The following is a 16,877-nucleotide window of genomic DNA, read 5'->3' on the forward strand; positions in this document are numbered from 1 at the left end:
CGCCCTCTCCGGATCAAAGCGTGAACAGGAAAACGATGATCTGATGCGCGATCAGCCCCACGATGCAGGGGACGGAGGCACGCTTGACAAGTTCAAGCGGATTCATCTTAAGCATCGCGGCGATGGCCACCACTACACCGGCGACCGGAGACAGAGGCCTGGCAATGGTCGAAGCCTGATGCATCGGCAGCACTAGCGCCACAGGATTGACCCCCATGTCCTTTGCGATCTTCGGCACCATCTCGACGATCGGATAGAAGGAAGCGCCGTTGCTGCCCGCAATGATCGCTACAGCGGTGGTGATGAGGACAAAGAGGATGGACATGCCCAATACGCCAAAGCCTGCGGTGTTGGCAAGCCCCACAATCGCGTCGAGCATGCCGAGGGACTTGAAGCCCTGGGCGAATACGCCGGCCGCAATCACGAGCGAGACGACGCCCGACATGGAGCGGCCCATCGCCTGCAGGAACACTTTGCAGCCCGCGCTGATCTTGTCAAAGCTGAATTTCCAGCGGAAGGTCTCGATCACCATGCCGATGATCACGCACAGGAACATGAGCGTGATGATGTCGAGCTTGATACTGCTCACGACATAGGGCGAAAACACCACCACGAGGATCATAGGCAGGAACGGAAGAATCGCGTAGAACTTCGGAGCGTCGACCATCGGCTTCTTGATCGCCTCATCAAACACGAGCGCCTCCCCCTTGTGCTCGGCACAGTTCCAGTCCTCCCTGCGATCCAGGTAGCTCTGCCAAAAAAAGTGCGCCACCGCCATGATGGCGATCACCGGCAGCCCTGCTGGAATCTTGTAGAAAAAGACATAGTCGAGGATCGTCAGCGAACAGGCCTTGGACGCCGCGGCGGTCGAGCCCCCAATCAGCACGAGGGAAACGGCCCCGGAGGTCACGAAAATGGCACCGATCGCTTTTTTGTTCAGGCCGATCGCCACAAGGGCCGGTCCCATGAGCGCCATGCACAGCACCCCTAGGCCGACGGCCGACGTGATCACCATGGAAACGGCCTTGCCCAGCAGGAAGCCCACCACAAGGACCATGTACGGGTTCCTGAAAAGGGAAAGTGGCTTGATCGCAATCCGCACGAATGCGTCATTCGCACCAATATGGGTCATGTAGGAAGCGAAACCCACCATCGCCATAATGAGCAGGCCCAGGCTCGAGAGCCTATTGGAGAACATGTAGCGGATGAACTCCACGACATTGAAGATGTCGCTGCCAGTCGGAACCGCGCCTTTCTTGGGCAGGAAAGTTCCTATGTCAAAGACCGCGGCGCACAGCAACATGAACGCGCCGCTCGCAAACAGCACGAGCGGGGCATACTTGCCCCTCAGGATGGCCCAACCCACGACAACCAGAGTGGCACAGCCGATTGCAATGCCCAACATGATTATCTCCTTAAAAAAATAGACAAAGTCCATTTTGGGGAGTCTGACGGCTGCAGTAAAGATGAAAACGGGTTTATTTAAGGTTTTATGGGATAAACTCTTAAGTATTTTCACCTATTTATGAGAAAATAACGATGAGCCGATCAGGAAAAACGGCCATAATTCGGATTGAATATTAGTATTAACCTTAATGGTATAAGTAATAACTCTTAGTTAAGCGCATTCCCTAATTCCTCAGCCGGCTTTCAGTGGGAGAATTTTTCGAAACGGCAGGTTCAGGTCTTCAGATAGAAACTCTTCGGTGGCAGTCATAGAATGGACGGAAAATACGCAGAGCCGCTCCCCTGTTGGGACAAAGATGGGATTTTTGATGTGTCCGGAGGAGAATTCCAGTCGGGGAAGGAGAGGCTCGCAGCGCTGTGTGCGATGGCCGACGCGCTTTCCGGTCTTAGGGCGGGCGGCCCCACGCTCGAGGAGCTTGCGCGCGTGGTCGATGAGGCCCGGGAGCTAGTCTGGACGCTGCTCACAGCCACGCGCGGAGCGCTGAGCCTCTCCTCTTCGGACGTGCGTGCGTCAGCCGAGCGCCACGAGCTACTGCGCCTTTCGGAACAGGTTGAACGGGCCGCCTCGCTATGCCGGGACAAGCTGAGGTTGCTGCCAGCCAGCTCCGCCGAACTGGCGAAACCCGAAATCCGAGCTCAGCTCAATGCCTTTGCCCTTCCCGATCCGTTCTACGCTGAGCGCAACACGCTTCGAGGCCGGGTCTACGAACCTCTGTCGGCGCTCCACCGCCAGCTGTGCAACCGCATGATCCTGAAACTTGACTCGGAGACGTCAGGCGAGGTCCCAAGACGCTTTAGCTTCTCCCAGGCCCTTTCGATTCTCAAAAACTCAAATGACCCGAGGCTGCGCAAGGCAATCTTCTGCTCGATGAACGCTTGGATCGCAGAGCGCGGAGAGCTTTTCGCCGACCTGCAGAGCGCGGTCGAAGGTTGCCGCAAGGAAGCGGCCACCCAGTCCGGACTCTCAAACTTCGGCTACATGTTCCGCACCGAGCACATCACCCCCGAGACGTATTCGGCGCTGTTTTCTGCTATCCGTGGAGCACTGCCGAAGCTGCGCCGCACGGTCTCACTGCGCGCCCCGGTGTTCGGACAACCTCGACTGCATACGAGCCTACTCTTTGCCCCGCCTCCGCCCGGCTACTTAGGAAAGGCCTTCGCGCGAGGAGCCAATAGCATCATGACTCTGCCAGGGCTGCTACGCGCAATCCGCTCGGCCCTCACACCTATCATCCCCTTTTTCGACCAGTTCGTCTCCGACGAGCTCGAGCATCACTGGATCGAAACCCGCCGCTTTTCAAACCGCGCAGGCGGCGGGTGGTGCGACAACCTGCCCACGCTGGGGGCGGTCGCAGTCTTCACCGATGTCTCTCCGGGCATGCCCTCGGCTTTCTGGCTGTCGCACCTACTCGGCGTAGCAGGGCTACATCGGCTGCTGATGAGGGCTCCCATGCCACTACGGTGCGTTCCCCTCACAGTCGTGGAAACCGCAGGAATGCTGGTAGTCACGGCGCTCGAAAAACACTTCTACAGCCACTTCAGCGGCGGCTCCTCGGAACGCGCAGCGCTCTGGTTTTCGATGATGACGCTCACCAACGAGCTAATCACTCTGCCCTTCCGGCACGAACTCGCCAAGCGCATCCAGGCCGAACTTGGAAAGCGTAAGCTCGCTGCCAGAGACTTCAACCACCTCACCGAGGAGATTTGGAAGGCATTCTTTGCAGACACTACACAGAACTTTGATGAATATATCTGGGCCTACAAGCGCCATTTTTATATGATGAGGCCCTTCTACGACTTCCAGTACACTTTCGGCTTTCTCGTTTCCCGGCAGCTTCTGGCGCAGCTTGCTGAATCTGGCGACGGAACTCTCTATGAGCACTTTTTTCTCGCGCTCGCGCATCAGCCCTGGGAGGAAGTCTGTAGCCAGTACCTGCAGAAAGATATCCGTAGCCCCTCCTTCTGGGAGGAAGCCATCGTCCTCGCTACCGAGCCCCTAAGACGGCTCGAGGCCTCTCCCAGACTCCTCGCCTACTTCCAGAACCAGCTCTGAGGGACCACTCCGAACAAATTCCCGCAGAGGCCTTAAGATGATACTTCTGCACCCGCCCGTCGCCTCCCCATGCTGAGAAAAATTCCCCTGGAGTTTCTTCTGCCTGTCTCATCCTGCGCTCCTTTCATCGATGACTTCACCATCGTGGTCACCAGCCTCTACCTATTCGATCTGCAGTAGGGCCTGGATGATTTTTCCTGGGCGACGACTGCCCCACCGCACAGCCCTTCCCTGCTGAGCAGCTGACCACGAAGCAGCAGAGCCAGGAGCTGACCGGCATGATGATGGTTTGGTACACGGAGTCGCTCGCTACCGTGATCACAGATGTTCTTCTTCTCATGGAGCACTCCTGCTACCTCCTGATGCCCGTCACCTCTTTCCTACGCCTGCGGCAAGCGAAAAAACCGCGGGAGCGCTTACCGATGCCCGGGCGGAGGCTGAGTCTGTTCTCCGCCTTGACATGAGAACCGCGTGGCTCACCTGGGAAGAAACAGAGTCGCGGCTCAGCGCTGCCAAATCCTCTCTCCGGTTCGCGGAAGAGAATCTCCGCGTAACTTCGGAACGCTATGACGCGGGACTTGCCCCGCACACCGAGGTGCTTGACGCCGAATCCTTGCGGTCCGCAGCTGAAGCGAGAGTTGTCCACGCGGCTTCAGAACGCATCCGCGCATGGCTCCGTCCGCATCAGGAAAAAAATCACCCACTCGGTCTGAACGCGCTCTGAGCCATTTAAAGCCTGTTTCAACTATCTCGCAAAAGCGCCGGAGTTTCCCCAGCGCTTTTTTCTGCCTCCGACACTGGAAAAAAACAACAGATCGACTTTTTCCCTGGCAAAAGTCAGCCGTGACAGAAAAACGAAAAAAATCCCTATCAGAGCGTTCAGCCTTGACAAGGCACCGTGTTTTCTTCCAGATAGCAAAAAAGCCAGAAAATCATCAAATCTTCTGGCCTTTCCCACGTTTCCGTGTAGTATTTTAGTTGGCGGGGGTGGTAGGACTCGAACCTACGGATATCGGATTCAGAATCCGATGCCTTAACCAACTTGGCGACACCCCTGTCTTTTTAAGCACCGGTCGCTCACGCTTCCGACACTCCCTAACCGGCGTTCCTTGCGGAACACTCAGTTAAAACTGGTGCGGTCGATGAGAGTCGAACTCATATGGATTTCTCCGCCACCCCCTCAAAGTGGTGCGTCTACCAATTTCGCCACGACCGCATTAGATTGTTAATACGTTTTGCGCTGTTTTGTTTTGCGCGTCACGTAGGATTGTTATTTTACCTAGGAATTTCGTTTTGGGAAGGGGTGGTAGGGTTATTCCTAGTATCAGCCGTATTGGAGGCAGCCGGAGCCGGGGCAGCAGCGCCCGAAGCCGCCGGAGCGGACGGGGCAGCAGCGGGGGCAGACGGAGCCGCGGCCGGAGCAGACACGTCAGCCGGAACGGAGGACAGCGTGCCGAGCACGCCGCCGTTATCGCTCGCCTGGCGGGCATTGTGATGCGCGAAAGCGCCGGAACCGATCGTGATCGCGATCGTGGACAGGAAGAACACCGCGCCGATGATCCAGGTCATCTTCGACAGGAAGCTGCCGGAACCGGCGGCGCCGAAGATCGAGCCCGAAGCGCCGGAACCGAAGGCGGCGCCGAGATCAGCGCCCTTGCCGTGCTGCAGCAGCACGAGAACGATCAGGGCAATGGCGGAAAGCACCTGTACGACCAGGCCAATGCTCATTAATAAGGACATTCTTTTTCCTCTATAAACCGATATCACCGCACTGCGGCGCAAATCCGATAAAAGTTCCCTGCGTCGAGCGACGCCCCGCCTACCAGGGCGCCGTCCACATCAGGCAGAGCGATGATCTCTGCAGCGTTTTGGGGCTTCACGCTCCCGCCGTAAAGAATGCGGATCGCTCCGCCCTTCACAGGGTCTGCTTCCTCGAGCGCGCCGCGGATCACGGCATGCACGGGTTCAATCTGGTCAGTGCCCGCCGCGACGCCGGTCCCGATCGCCCAGAGGGGCTCATAGGCCACGGCGCCCGCTTCGAGCGCTTCAATTCCTGCAACAGAAAGGACTGCGGCGATCTGTCTCAGAACGACTTCACGGGTACGGCCCGCGTTCCGTTCCTCGAGCGTTTCGCCCACGCAGAGAATCGGATGAAGCCCGGCGTCATACGCCGCCTTCACTTTCTCTGCCACGCGTTCGTCCGTTTCGCCGTAAAGCGTCCGGCGCTCCGAATGCCCGACAATGCACCACCAGGCACAGAGGTCACGCAGCATATAGCCGCTCACCTCGCCTGTGAAGGCACCCGTGCCAACCCGGTCGCTCACGTCCTCGGCTCCGACATGGAATTCACCCGAGACGGGCTCCGAGTCAAGCTTCGGCGTGAACGCGAGAAGGTACGCCGACGGAACACAGAGCCCGCTTTCACAGCGGACCGCGTCCTTGCGGCAGAGCTCCCGGAACTCCCTCAGCCAGGCGTCTGACGACGCGAGGGAGCCGTTCATTTTCCAGTTTCCAACAACGAGCGGAATACGGCTCATAGTCTCCCGATCCTGTTTCAGAAAAGACTGAATATTTTACTTGAAGAAAGTTCTTTCGAACAACTGACGCAGATCAAGTGCTGAGAAAAGCCGGCCGTCACTCCGAAGGGCGTTTGCCGCCATTTCTGGAATAACGGACCGGCTTCGATCCTGAGCGGAGAGGAAGACGGCTTTTCAGCCCCCTCCTCTTCAGGCGTCAGATGTCAGACATCAGGGGCATCAGGCCTGCTGAATGTCAGAGCCTTCCTGAGCGGCGCGCTTCTCATCATTGATGAGCGCCTTCATGGACAGACGCACGCGGCCCTTTTCGTCAGCCTCGATCACCTTCACGCGGACCTTCTGGCCTTCCTTCAGGTAATCGGTGACCTTGTCAACGTGGACATTCGCGATCTGCGAGATGTGGAGCAGACCGTCCTTGCCCGGGAGGAGCTGGACGATAGCGCCGAAGTCGAGAATGCGGGTGACCGTACCTTCGTAGATCTGGCCCACTTCGACTTCCGCCGCGATTTCCTCAATGCGGCGCTTCGCTTCTTCAGCCTTCGCGGTATCCGCGGACGAAATCGTCACGGTGCCGTCTTCCTCGACGTCGATCTTGCAGCCCGTTTCCTCAACGAGACCGCGGATCACGGAGCCGCCCTTGCCGATCACGTCACGGATCTTCTCCGGATTGATCTTCACGGTGATCATGCGGGGAGCGTAGGTGGAAAGCTCACGCTTTTCGCTGCCGACCGCTTCCTTCATGAGGCCGAGGATGTGCATACGGCCATCGTGAGCCTGCGCGAGCGCGAGCTTCATGATGTCCTCAGTGATGCCGTCGATCTTGATATCCATCTGGAGGGCGGTCACGCCGTCTTCCGTACCGGCAACCTTGAAGTCCATGTCGCCGAGGTGGTCTTCGTCACCGAGAATGTCGGTGAGAATGGCGAACTTGTTGTCTTCCTTGATGAGGCCCATGGCCACACCGGCAACGAGGCCCTTCAGCGGAACGCCGGCGTCGATCATCGAGAGGCAGCCGCCGCAGACAGAAGCCTGGGAGGAGGAGCCGTTCGATTCGCAGATTTCAGACACGATACGGATCGTGTACTGGAAGTCGTCGTAATCCGGGAGCACAGCGGCGAGAGCGCGCTTCGCGAGACGGCCGTGGCCGATTTCGCGGCGCTTCGGGGAGCCAATGCGGCCGGTTTCGCCCGTGGCAAACGGGGGCATGTTGTAGTGGAAGATGAAGCGATCGCGGCTCTCAGCGGTGAGGCCGTCGATGATCTGCTCATCCTGCTTCGTGCCGAGCGTCGTGAGGGCGAGAGACTGCGTTTCGCCGCGGGTGAAGAGCGCGGAACCGTGGGTGCGCGGAAGGACGCCCATGCGGATTTCGATCGGACGCACCGTGCGGGTGTCGCGGCCGTCGATACGGGGCTCGCCGCGGAGAATACGGTCACGCACAAGGTGCGCTTCCATTTCAAACAGAATGCCGTCCACTTCGTTCTGATCGAACGTGGGTTCGGTGCCGGCGGCCTCAGCGTCCTTCTTCAGCGTCTCATGCACGAGCTCGTACACGGCGCGGATCTTCTCGGAACGGGGCTGCTTCTGGCGGATATCGTAGGCGGCCTTGAGACCGTCGAAAGCGAGTTCGCGGATACGGGCAATGAGAGCCTCGTTCTTCGCGGGCGGCTGCCAATCCCAGGCGGGCTTGCCGGCTTCTTCGACGAGGCTGTTGATCGCTTCGATCGCGACCTGCATCTGCTGGTGGCCGAAGCTCACAGCGCCGAGCATCACGTCTTCGGGTAGACGATCGGCTTCAGACTCCACCATCAGCACGGCGCGGGACGTACCGGCGACGACGAGGTCGAGCTTGGAATCCGCCATCTGGGAGACGTGCGGGTTGCAGACATACTGGCCATTGATGTAGCCAACGCGGCAGCCGGCGATCGGGCCCTTGAAGGGGATGCCGGAAATCTGCAGAGCGGCGGAAGCGCCGAGCATGGCGGGGATGTCCGGATCCACTTCGGGGTCAGCGGACACGACCGTGCAGATCACCTGCACTTCGTTATAGAAGCCATCCGGGAAAAGCGGACGGATCGGACGGTCGATCAGACGGGAGGTCAGCGTCTCGTGCTCAGACGGACGGCCTTCACGCTTGAAGAAGCCGCCGGGGAAACGGCCGGCCGCGTAAGCCTTCTCGACATAGTCAACGGTGAGCGGGAAGAAGTCCTGGCCTTCCTTCGCTTCCTTCTTCGCAACAACAGTGGCGAGCACCACGGTGTCGCCCATCTGCACGACGCAGGCGCCGGAGGCCTGGCGGGCCACTTCACCGGTCGTGAGAGTAACGTCGTTGTCGCCGAAACGGAAAGTCCGGGAGACCTTATTGAACATTGTCATATTGACTGTATTCCTTAAAGAAGTTTTCCTTTCTCTTGACAGGTCAGCCTATGTCGTGACGGCACGCTGCGGCATGGATTCCCTCTTGGCCAGAGGTCCGGGGGCGTCCCCCCGGATGTCCTTCAGACACTTTCTGAAGGGATCCATGTCGCAACGCGCGAAGCCATCAGCGCCTGCCGGATAAGAAAAACACTTTTATTAAAAGAAAACTGCGGCCCGCTCAGGTAAAAACTTGAGCAGAACCGCAGCCATCGAACCATACTGCAGATGCAAAATTACTTGCGCAGACCCAGAGAGTCGATCAGCTTGCGATAGCTCTCAATGTTGGTACGCTTCAGGTAATCGAGCAGCTTGCGGCGGCGGGACACCATCATGAGCAGGCCGCGGCGGGAGTGGAAGTCCTTCGCGTGGGTCTTGAAGTGCTCGGTCAGGCCATTGATACGGGCCGTGAGAAGAGCAACCTGAACCTCGGGAGAACCGCTGTCGCCTTCAGCGCGCTGATACTGCTTGATGATTTCCTGCTTGTTGATTTCAGACATTTGTCTAACCTTAAAAAATAAAACGAGCGACTACAGGTGTTAGAACCTGCATCGTGGAAAGCGCTGATTGTAGCGCAAAAAGAAAGTTTCCGCAGAGAGCGGCGGGGCGTCTCTCTCCTTCTTCCCGCCCCGCTCGCTGACGCGGAAACCCTGCTTCTCTTACGGAGTCGGCACCGCGCCGATCTGCGCGTTCACCGGGTCCGCCTTCTTAAGCTTATTCAGCGCCGCGATATAGGCCTTGGCGCTCGCCGCAATAATATCAGGATCGGCTCCGACACCGTTCACAACGCGGCCGTCGCAGGAAAGACGCACGACCACGTCGCCGATCGCTTCACTCGTCCCCGTAATCGCGTTGACGGAGTAAAGATCCAGCCGGGCTCCTGACTTCACGTGCGCCTCAATCGCCTTGAAGACCGCGTCGATCGGGCCGTTGCCATAGGCTTCGGTCGTAATCTCACCGCCCCCTTCCGTCATCACCACTTTCGCGTGCGGCCGCTCGTCCGTCTCGGACTTCTGATCGAGGCTCACAAAGCCGTAGTAGTTATTCATCGGGTGGGAGCCAGACGGCGCGAAGAGCGACTGAATGTCCTCATCAAAAATCTCGCTCTTCTTATCCGCGAGGTCCTTGAAGCGGAGGAACGCCTCATTGATTTCCACTTCGCTCGTCACCGGAATGCCGAGCTCCTGGATACGCTGCTTGAAGGCGTTGCGGCCGGAGAGCTTCCCGAGCACGATGCGGTCCTTCGACCAGCCTACGTCTTCGGCGCGCATGATTTCGTATGTCTGGCGGGCCTTGATCACGCCATCCTGATGGATACCGGACGCGTGCGCGAAAGCATTCGCGCCGACGATCGCCTTATTCGGCTGCACCGGGAAACCGGTGACAGACGAGACGAGTTTCGATGTCGGCACGAGTTCCTTGGTGTTGATCCGGGTTTCCAGCTTGAAGTAATCCGGGCGGGTCTTCACCGCCATCACGACCTCTTCAAGCGCGCAGTTGCCGGCACGTTCGCCAAGGCCGTTAATCGTGCACTCAAGCTGCCGCGCGCCGCCGACGAGAACGCCTGAAAGCGAATTCGCGGTCGCCATGCCGAGGTCATCGTGACAGTGCACGGACCAGATCGCCTTATCCGAATTCGGGACGCGGGTGCGGATATCGAGGATGAACTGACCGAAGAGCTCAGGGATCGCGTACCCCACCGTATCCGGGAGATTGATCGTTGTGGCGCCGGCCTTGATCGCCTCTTCGCAGATCCGGGCGAGGAACGCGGGATCGCTTCGGGACGCGTCTTCCGCCGAGAACTCCACATCATCCGTGTATTCACGGGCGAGCTTCACGGCCTTCACGGCGCGCTCCACCACCTGATCCGGCGTCATATGAAGCTTCATCTCCATATGAATCGGGCTCGTCGCGATGAACGTGTGGATGCGCTTCCGGGCCGCGCCCTTGATCGCTTCGCCGGCGCGCTCAATATCGCGCTCAACCGCGCGGGAGAGTGAGCAGACGGTCGACTCCTTCACGAGCGAGCTGATCCGCTGAATCGCGAGGAAGTCGCCGACCGACGCCGCGGCGAAACCCGCCTCAATCACGTCGACCCCGAGACGCTCCAGCTGCTGCGCGATGCGGACTTTTTCGTCCCCGGTCATCGTTGCGCCAGGGCTCTGCTCGCCGTCGCGAAGGGTCGTGTCAAAAATTACAAGCTGGTCCATTCAGAACCTCCAATCAGGTGTTTTTAGGAGCTTTCTCCGGGAACCCGCTCCGGATCCGGTCTCCGCTTGGTTATTGAAAACAACAATATCACGCACGTATAAAAAACGCCCAATTCCGGGTCAGGAATCAGGCGTATGTGAGAAGCTCTTATCTTTGTGAGGGAAGCGGGCGCGTGATGCCTCGCCCGCGTCCTACACTGACGCGGAGCCTCTCCTTACATTAGGAATAGCCAGTCGATAAAGATGAAGGTGGGAACAAGAATCCCCACGCTCCAGGCCATGTAGCCGAAGAACGACGGCATCGCGACGCCGCGGTCCTTCGCGATCGACACCACCATGAAGTTCGGGGCGTTGCCGATATAGGTGTTCGCGCCCATGAAGACGGAGCCGAGCGAAATAGCGAGCAGCGTCACCGCATCCGGTCCCATCAGCACAGTCGGATCACCGCCCGCGAGGTTAAAGAACGCGAGGTAGGTCGGTGTGTTGTCAAGGAACGACGACAGCATGCCGGCGAGCCAGAAGAAGGCGGAATTGTTCAGCGTACCGTCGCCGTTCGAGACGAGCGCGACGAGCGGCGCGAAAGCACCCGCGGACCCCGCCTTCAGCATGGCGAGCACCGGTCCCATGCAGACGAAGATACCGGCGAAGAGCTTCGCCACTTCAAAAATCGGATCCCAGGAGAACTGGTTCTTCTCGCGGACCTCTTTCGGCGTCAGAACGAGAGAGGCGATGATGCAGAGGACGAAGAGCGCGTCACGGGCCATGCCCTGACCGGTGAGCGTCACGCCGAAGAACGTGATGGAGAAGCCGGATTTCCAGACACCGGAGAGCAGCACCGCGCCGATCACCACCGCGAGGATCATGAAATTGATGCCGCCGCGGATCTGAATCGCGGCCTTTTCACCGCGCTTCGTATCAACGATCGGAGCGCCGTTCGGGTGCTCTTTCTTCCAGCAGATGCTGTCGATCACGAGGTAAACAACGGAGAGAATGCCGATCGCGGTGAGCATCGGGATCAGCATATGCTGCGCCGTCCAGAAGAAGCTCACGCCGCGGAGGAACCCCATGAAAAGCGGCGGATCGCCAAGCGGCGTAAGCGAGCCGCCGATATTCGCCACCATAAAGATGAAGAAGATGAACGTGTGCATCCGATACTTGCGATGCTCCGTCGCCTTGAGGAGCGGACGGATCATCAGCATCGCGGCGCCCGTCGTTCCCATGATGTTCGCGAGCGCCGCGCCCGTGATAAGGAACGCGAGATTCCCAACCGGGCGGCCGGTGAAGTTACCGCTGATATGAATACCGCCGGCCACGACAAAGAGCGTGCCGACGAAAAGAATAAACGGAATGAAGTCACCCACCAGCGCTTCATTCAGGGCAACGATGCCGTTATGAAGCCCGAAAGCGAGCGAGAGCGGAATAATCGTCACCGCGGCCCAGGCAAGCGACACCTTGCCGAAGTGGTTGTGCCAGAAATCCGGGAAGATCAGCGGCACGAGCGCGATGGAAAGAAGAATGCCGGCGAACGGAATCGCCCACACGATGGACAGATCGGATCCCTGCATTTCGGCTGCATGGGAGACTGCCGGCATGATCGCGGCCATCAGGGGCAGCGCGTATCGAGCCAGTCTTTGTAACAACATCAATCGCTCCTCAGGTGAGTTCTGAAACTCTCTCGGGCCACACGCGCTGTCAGGGAGTGTGACCGGGACAGTTTGCAGACGCCTCTCCGGGCGACTTTCAGTGGCGAGACAGCATTTTGATTGTAACGAAAGTTTTTCGCACTGAATGTATGTTTTACATGAAATTTCCGGCTCATGCAAAAGAAATTCGGGACTTTTCCGGTTTTTCGAGTCTACGAAAAAGGACCGGCTGAAAAGCCGGTCCCTAGGTTTCCGATCGGAAACTGCAGAGGCTTACTTCGACGCGGGAGACGCCGGTTCTCTCGGATCCAGTCCGAAAACCTGGCGCAGATAGGCGAGATACGTCGGATCCTCGCACATGCCTTTTTCAGGCGTATCCGAGATCTTCGCGACAGGCTGGCCGTTCGCCTCAATCATCTTGATCACGATGTTAAGCGGCTGCGGTCCCACGTCATTCATGAGGTTCGTCCCGATCCCGAAGGAGAGACGGATGCGGTGCTTGAAGTGGCGGTAGAGATCGAGCGTCTTCGGGATGTTGAGGGAATCCGAGAAGATCAGCGTCTTGCTCTTCGGGTCGCACTTATTCGCGGCGTAATGCTTGATCATCGCCTCGCCCCAGATGAACGGATCCCCGGAGTCATTCCGCGCGCCATCAAAGAGCTTGCAGAAATACATGTCGAAGTCCTTCAGGAACGGCTTCAGGCCATAGACATCCGAAAGCGCGATCCCAAGGTCACCCCGGTACTCCTTTGCCCACATATCGAAACCGAACGTCTGGCTGTCGCGGAGACGGGGGCCGAGCGCCTGGCAGGCCTGGAGGTATTCGTGCGCCATCGTGCCCATCGGCGTGAGACCGAATTTCTTCGCGAAGAACACATCGCTCGTCCCGGCGAAGTGGCTTCCGAGCGTATCCGACATATAGCGGATCACATACTCCTGCCACGCGCGGGAAAAGCGGCGGCGCGCCCCGAAGTCCGAAATAAAGAGCCCGTCGTTATCCGGCTCCTCAAGCACCATGCGGCACTTTTCCTCGAGTCTCCGGCGGCCTTCCGCGAACCCATCCATCGGGTCGTGGTGCCGGAAATAGACTTCGCTCACAATCGCGAGCACCGGGATCTCAAAAAGAATCGTGTGGAGCCACGGTCCCTCGATCGAAATATCGATGCCGCACTCGTAGTCATCGCTCGCCGTGACCGTGATGTACTTCCGCTTCAGGTGGAAGAGGCTCAGGAAATCGACAAAGTCGCGCCGGATATAGCGAAGCCCCGCGAGATACTCAAGCTCACTCTCGGGGAACTTGAGGCTGCAGAGATGATCGATCTCTTCATTGATTTCGCGGAGGTAAGGCCGGAGATCCACTCCGTGGTTCCGGCACTTGAACCGATAGCGCACAATGGCGCCGGGGAACTGATGCAGTACGCACTGCATCATCGTGAACTTATAGAGGTCCGTATCAAGGAGCGACTCGATAATCATCCTTTCTCCTCCCCCGCTCTGGGGGCCAATAATCCGGCAGCCTCCGGAAGGATTCAGCGCGCTGAAGACTCTTCCGGAGCGTTTCTATCTTTCCTACGCATTGTCGCACAGCGGGCGGAACCGGGGAGGACGGCCCCCGTCCCCCATTCCGGCGTTCGGATTTCTGCCTAGCGCCGGAAGCGGGATCTTATTCTTCCCAGTCGATGAGATCCGCGTCGGTCGCGGGAACCCGCTTCTTCGCGTCGACGTAAACCGGGTCGCTCTGAAGCGACTCCATCGACTCAATCGCGCGCCGCGGAGCGAGGCGCGAAGCGCGGGCCGCGAACTGCGGGGTCGCCTTCCGCTCGAGCCCGGAGAGGAGGTCGTCCGTCTGCGCCGCGTCGTTACAGAGGATCAGCGCGTCGCACCCGGCGCGAAGCGCAGCCTCAGCCCGCTGCACAATGCCGCCGAGCCCAAGCGCCCCGCCCATCGCGAGGTCGTCTGAGAAAATCACGCCCTGGAAACCGCACTTTTCGCGGAGCACATCCTGAAGCCAGCGGCTCGAGAACGTCGCGGGGATCGCGTCCACGTCCGGATACATCACGTGAGCGGTCATCACGGAGTCGAGCGCTGAGCCAAGCCACGCGTAAGGCTTCGCGTCCTGGCCGATGATTTCCGCCTGGAAACGGGTATCTTCCGGCAGCTCCTTATGGCTGTCGGCATTTGCCCAGCCGTGCCCCGGGAAGTGCTTCCCGCAGGTCGCCATGCCGGCCGCGTGCATGCCGTCGATCATCGCGAGCGCGAGTTCCGCGACCACTTTGGGGCTGCGGGAGAAGGAGCGGTGACCGATCACGCGGGAGTGCCCCCAGTCGAGATCGAGGTCCGGCGCGAAGGAGAAATCAACGCCGCGCGCGAGGAGTTCCGCCGCGAGCACGTAGCCGTGAGACCAGGACGCGCGGAGCGCCTCCCCCGCGTCATGCTCATACATCCTGCCGTACTGGGCGAGCGCCGGAAGGCGCGTGAACCCGTCGCGGAATCGCTGCACGCGGCCTCCTTCGTGGTCCACCGAAATCAGAACGCCGGGTTTCACCTCATGAATCTCGCGGCAGAGCGCCCGGAGCTGCTCCGGGTTCTCAAAATTCCGCGTGAAGAGAATCACCATGCCAACGAGCGGCGACGCGATTCTGCGGCGGTCGTCATCCGTGAGCGTCGTGCCGCTCACATCCATCACTACGGGTCCCAGCATTCCTTTATTCCTATTCTTTTCAGTCAATCAATGATTCGGTTGTTAAAACCCAAGGCGCGCCTCCGGATGACGCGCCTGGAGAGAGTCCCCTCAGGCTCTCAGAGTCTCTTCAGTTCGGAGAGTATGCGGCGGGTATTCAGCGGCCGGTCTCCGAGAAGGCTCGCGATCACGCCCCGGAAGAGGCTTTTCGCGGTCCGGGCCGAGAGGGGGTTCGAGAAATCCAATTTTACGACGGACTTCAGCGTGTCCGATGTGTAAAAAGTGACACCCTCTGGCGCCGAGGTTCCGGCGTACACGAGCTCCTCCCCCCGGAGCACATAGAAGCCATCGCGGAACTCCGTGGGGAAACCGTACCCCGCGTAGCGGAGGAGCCTGAATTCAAACGTGCGGAGCGCGGCTTCGATCGCGGGAGCCGTGTTTTCGGTCGCGAGCACCTTCAGCGCGTCCCAGTACGCGACAAAAAGCCGTTCCTCGGGATCCTCACGCGGGGTGAGCCGAAGAAGGAGCTCATTCAGGTAGAAGGCGGAGAGAAGCGAGTCTCCCTCCACCGGAGCGAAGCCCCCCATCCATTCCACCTTCATGAGGGTCTTTGTCGCTCCGCTCCCGTTCCAGCTGATGAGGAGCGGGGAAAATTCCGAGAGGATTCCCCGCATGGGGCTTGTCGGGCGTTTCGCCCCGCGGGCCCGGGCGAGGATCCGCCCGTGATGCCGCGTATAGAAGTCGACGAGAAGACTCGTTTCGGACCACGGTTCCATCCGGAGGACAAAGGCGGGTTCACCGGTGACCCGGTCACCGCCCTTCCGGTTGATGTACCCGCCTAACAGCGTCTGGGGATTCGTGTTTCCCGCCATGATTCCGGTTTACTCGTACCCCAGGGTCTTCAGAGCGCGGATATCGTCGCTCCAGCCGCGGCGGACGCGGACCCAGACTTCGAGGTGAACGGGTTTTCCGAGCATCTTTTCGACGTCGGCTCGGGCGAGACGCGAGATTTCGCGAAGCTTCGCGCCCTTTTCGCCGATCACGATCGGACGGTGCCGCTCGTTATCAACGAGAAGCGTCGCGATGATTTCCGCGGACTTATCCGTTTCATCCCACTTATCGATCGTCACGGCGATCCCGTAGGGGAGCTCGTCGCCAAGAAGCCGGAACGCCTTTTCGCGCACCGTTTCCGCGACGAGGAACCGCGGGCTCTTATCTGTATAGAGATCGGGGTCGTAGTACGGAGCGTCTTCCGGCAGATACTTCTTCGCTTCCTCAAGAAGCTCCTCGCACTGTTTGCCCTTCTTCGCCGACGTCGGAATGATCGCGGCGAACGGGAACTTCTGCATCGACTCCGCCATGAGCGGGAGGAGCGCCTCGCGGTTCTTCAGTTCGTCCGTTTTATTCAGCACCAGAATCACCGTGCTTTCGCGCGGGATCAGGCGAAGCACTTCCTCATCCGCCTTCTTCCAGCCGATCGCGTCGATCACGAAGAACACGACGTCCACTTCAGAGAGCACGCCCCGCACCACATTATTCATGTGGTGAATCAGGCCGCCCTTATATTTGCTCTGGAAGCCCGGGGTATCGACAAACACGTACTGCGCGTTGTCGCGCGTCAGGACGCCGAGCACGCGGTCACGCGTCGTCTGCGGCTTATGGCTCGTGATCGAGACTTTCTCGCCCACGAGGTAGTTGATCAGAGTGCTCTTCCCCACATTCGGGCGCCCCACGACGGCGATGTAGCCGCAGCGGAACCCCTTCGGGTAAGGCCTTTCCTCAGGAATCACGACAGACGGTGCCGCGTCTTCCTGCTTTTCTTCATTCGCCATCTCAATATTCTCCAGAAACACGGTTCAGGGCTCGGAGCACCGG

13 protein-coding genes and 1 tRNA gene are annotated in these 16,877 nt (G+C 59.2%); 2 read left to right on the forward strand and 12 right to left on the reverse strand.

What is annotated here, in order from left to right; all coding sequences use genetic code 11:
- Positions 1 to 13 precede the first annotated feature (13 nt).
- Complete coding sequence (gene dcuC / locus BN1936_RS09630) at positions 14 to 1,405, reverse strand: C4-dicarboxylate transporter DcuC (protein ID WP_022444018.1); 1,392 nt, start codon at positions 1,403 to 1,405, stop codon at positions 14 to 16.
- Between the two features lie 315 nt (positions 1,406 to 1,720).
- On the opposite strand from dcuC, the gene BN1936_RS09635 reads away from it, so the two are divergent.
- Complete coding sequence (locus BN1936_RS09635; RefSeq protein WP_049687267.1) at positions 1,721 to 3,520, forward strand: hypothetical protein; 1,800 nt, start codon at positions 1,721 to 1,723, stop codon at positions 3,518 to 3,520.
- Positions 3,521 to 3,809: 289 nt separating this feature from the next.
- Positions 3,810 to 4,244, forward strand: coding sequence for a TolC family protein (locus tag BN1936_RS11870; RefSeq protein WP_267900986.1), 435 nt, complete (start codon positions 3,810 to 3,812; stop codon positions 4,242 to 4,244).
- A gap of 407 nt (positions 4,245 to 4,651) precedes the next feature.
- On the opposite strand, the gene BN1936_RS09655 is transcribed toward BN1936_RS11870, so the two are convergent.
- From BN1936_RS09655 to era, 11 genes are all read right to left on the reverse strand, one after another.
- A tRNA-Leu gene (locus BN1936_RS09655) sits at positions 4,652 to 4,736 on the reverse strand.
- Positions 4,737 to 4,795: 59 nt separating this feature from the next.
- Complete coding sequence (gene secG / locus BN1936_RS09660; protein ID WP_082164565.1) at positions 4,796 to 5,260, reverse strand: preprotein translocase subunit SecG; 465 nt, start codon at positions 5,258 to 5,260, stop codon at positions 4,796 to 4,798.
- Positions 5,261 to 5,283: 23 nt separating this feature from the next.
- Positions 5,284 to 6,057: a triose-phosphate isomerase gene (tpiA, locus tag BN1936_RS09665; protein ID WP_022444011.1), complete on the reverse strand. Its 774-nt coding sequence runs from the start codon at positions 6,055 to 6,057 to the stop codon at positions 5,284 to 5,286.
- A gap of 219 nt (positions 6,058 to 6,276) precedes the next feature.
- Positions 6,277 to 8,430, reverse strand: a complete 2,154-nt coding sequence (gene pnp, locus BN1936_RS09670) for a polyribonucleotide nucleotidyltransferase (RefSeq protein ID WP_049687269.1) — start codon at positions 8,428 to 8,430, stop codon at positions 6,277 to 6,279.
- A gap of 275 nt (positions 8,431 to 8,705) precedes the next feature.
- Positions 8,706 to 8,969 carry a 30S ribosomal protein S15 gene (gene rpsO / locus BN1936_RS09675; RefSeq protein WP_022444197.1) on the reverse strand — a complete coding sequence of 88 codons (264 nt, stop codon included), beginning with the start codon at positions 8,967 to 8,969 and terminating at the stop codon, positions 8,706 to 8,708.
- Positions 8,970 to 9,128: 159 nt separating this feature from the next.
- Complete coding sequence (locus BN1936_RS09680; protein ID WP_022444196.1) at positions 9,129 to 10,679, reverse strand: 2-isopropylmalate synthase; 1,551 nt, start codon at positions 10,677 to 10,679, stop codon at positions 9,129 to 9,131.
- A 215-nt stretch (positions 10,680 to 10,894) separates the two neighbouring features.
- Positions 10,895 to 12,322 (reverse strand): sodium:proton antiporter, encoded by a 1,428-nt coding sequence (locus BN1936_RS09685; RefSeq protein WP_049687270.1) that lies wholly within the window; start codon positions 12,320 to 12,322, stop codon positions 10,895 to 10,897.
- Positions 12,323 to 12,595: 273 nt separating this feature from the next.
- Positions 12,596 to 13,798 (reverse strand): nicotinate phosphoribosyltransferase, encoded by a 1,203-nt coding sequence (gene pncB / locus BN1936_RS09690; RefSeq protein WP_022444193.1) that lies wholly within the window; start codon positions 13,796 to 13,798, stop codon positions 12,596 to 12,598.
- A gap of 187 nt (positions 13,799 to 13,985) precedes the next feature.
- Positions 13,986 to 15,050, reverse strand: coding sequence for a beta-N-acetylhexosaminidase (gene nagZ, locus BN1936_RS09695; protein ID WP_049687271.1), 1,065 nt, complete (start codon positions 15,048 to 15,050; stop codon positions 13,986 to 13,988).
- A 71-nt stretch (positions 15,051 to 15,121) separates the two neighbouring features.
- Positions 15,122 to 15,874 carry a DNA repair protein RecO gene (gene recO / locus BN1936_RS09700; RefSeq protein ID WP_022444191.1) on the reverse strand — a complete coding sequence of 251 codons (753 nt, stop codon included), beginning with the start codon at positions 15,872 to 15,874 and terminating at the stop codon, positions 15,122 to 15,124.
- Between the two features lie 9 nt (positions 15,875 to 15,883).
- Positions 15,884 to 16,834: a GTPase Era gene (gene era / locus BN1936_RS09705; RefSeq protein WP_022444190.1), complete on the reverse strand. Its 951-nt coding sequence runs from the start codon at positions 16,832 to 16,834 to the stop codon at positions 15,884 to 15,886.
- Between the last annotated feature and the right edge of the window lie 43 nt (positions 16,835 to 16,877).

This window comes from Dakarella massiliensis (assembly GCF_001182045.1).
Lineage (GTDB): Bacteria > Pseudomonadota > Gammaproteobacteria > Burkholderiales > Burkholderiaceae_F > Mesosutterella > Mesosutterella massiliensis.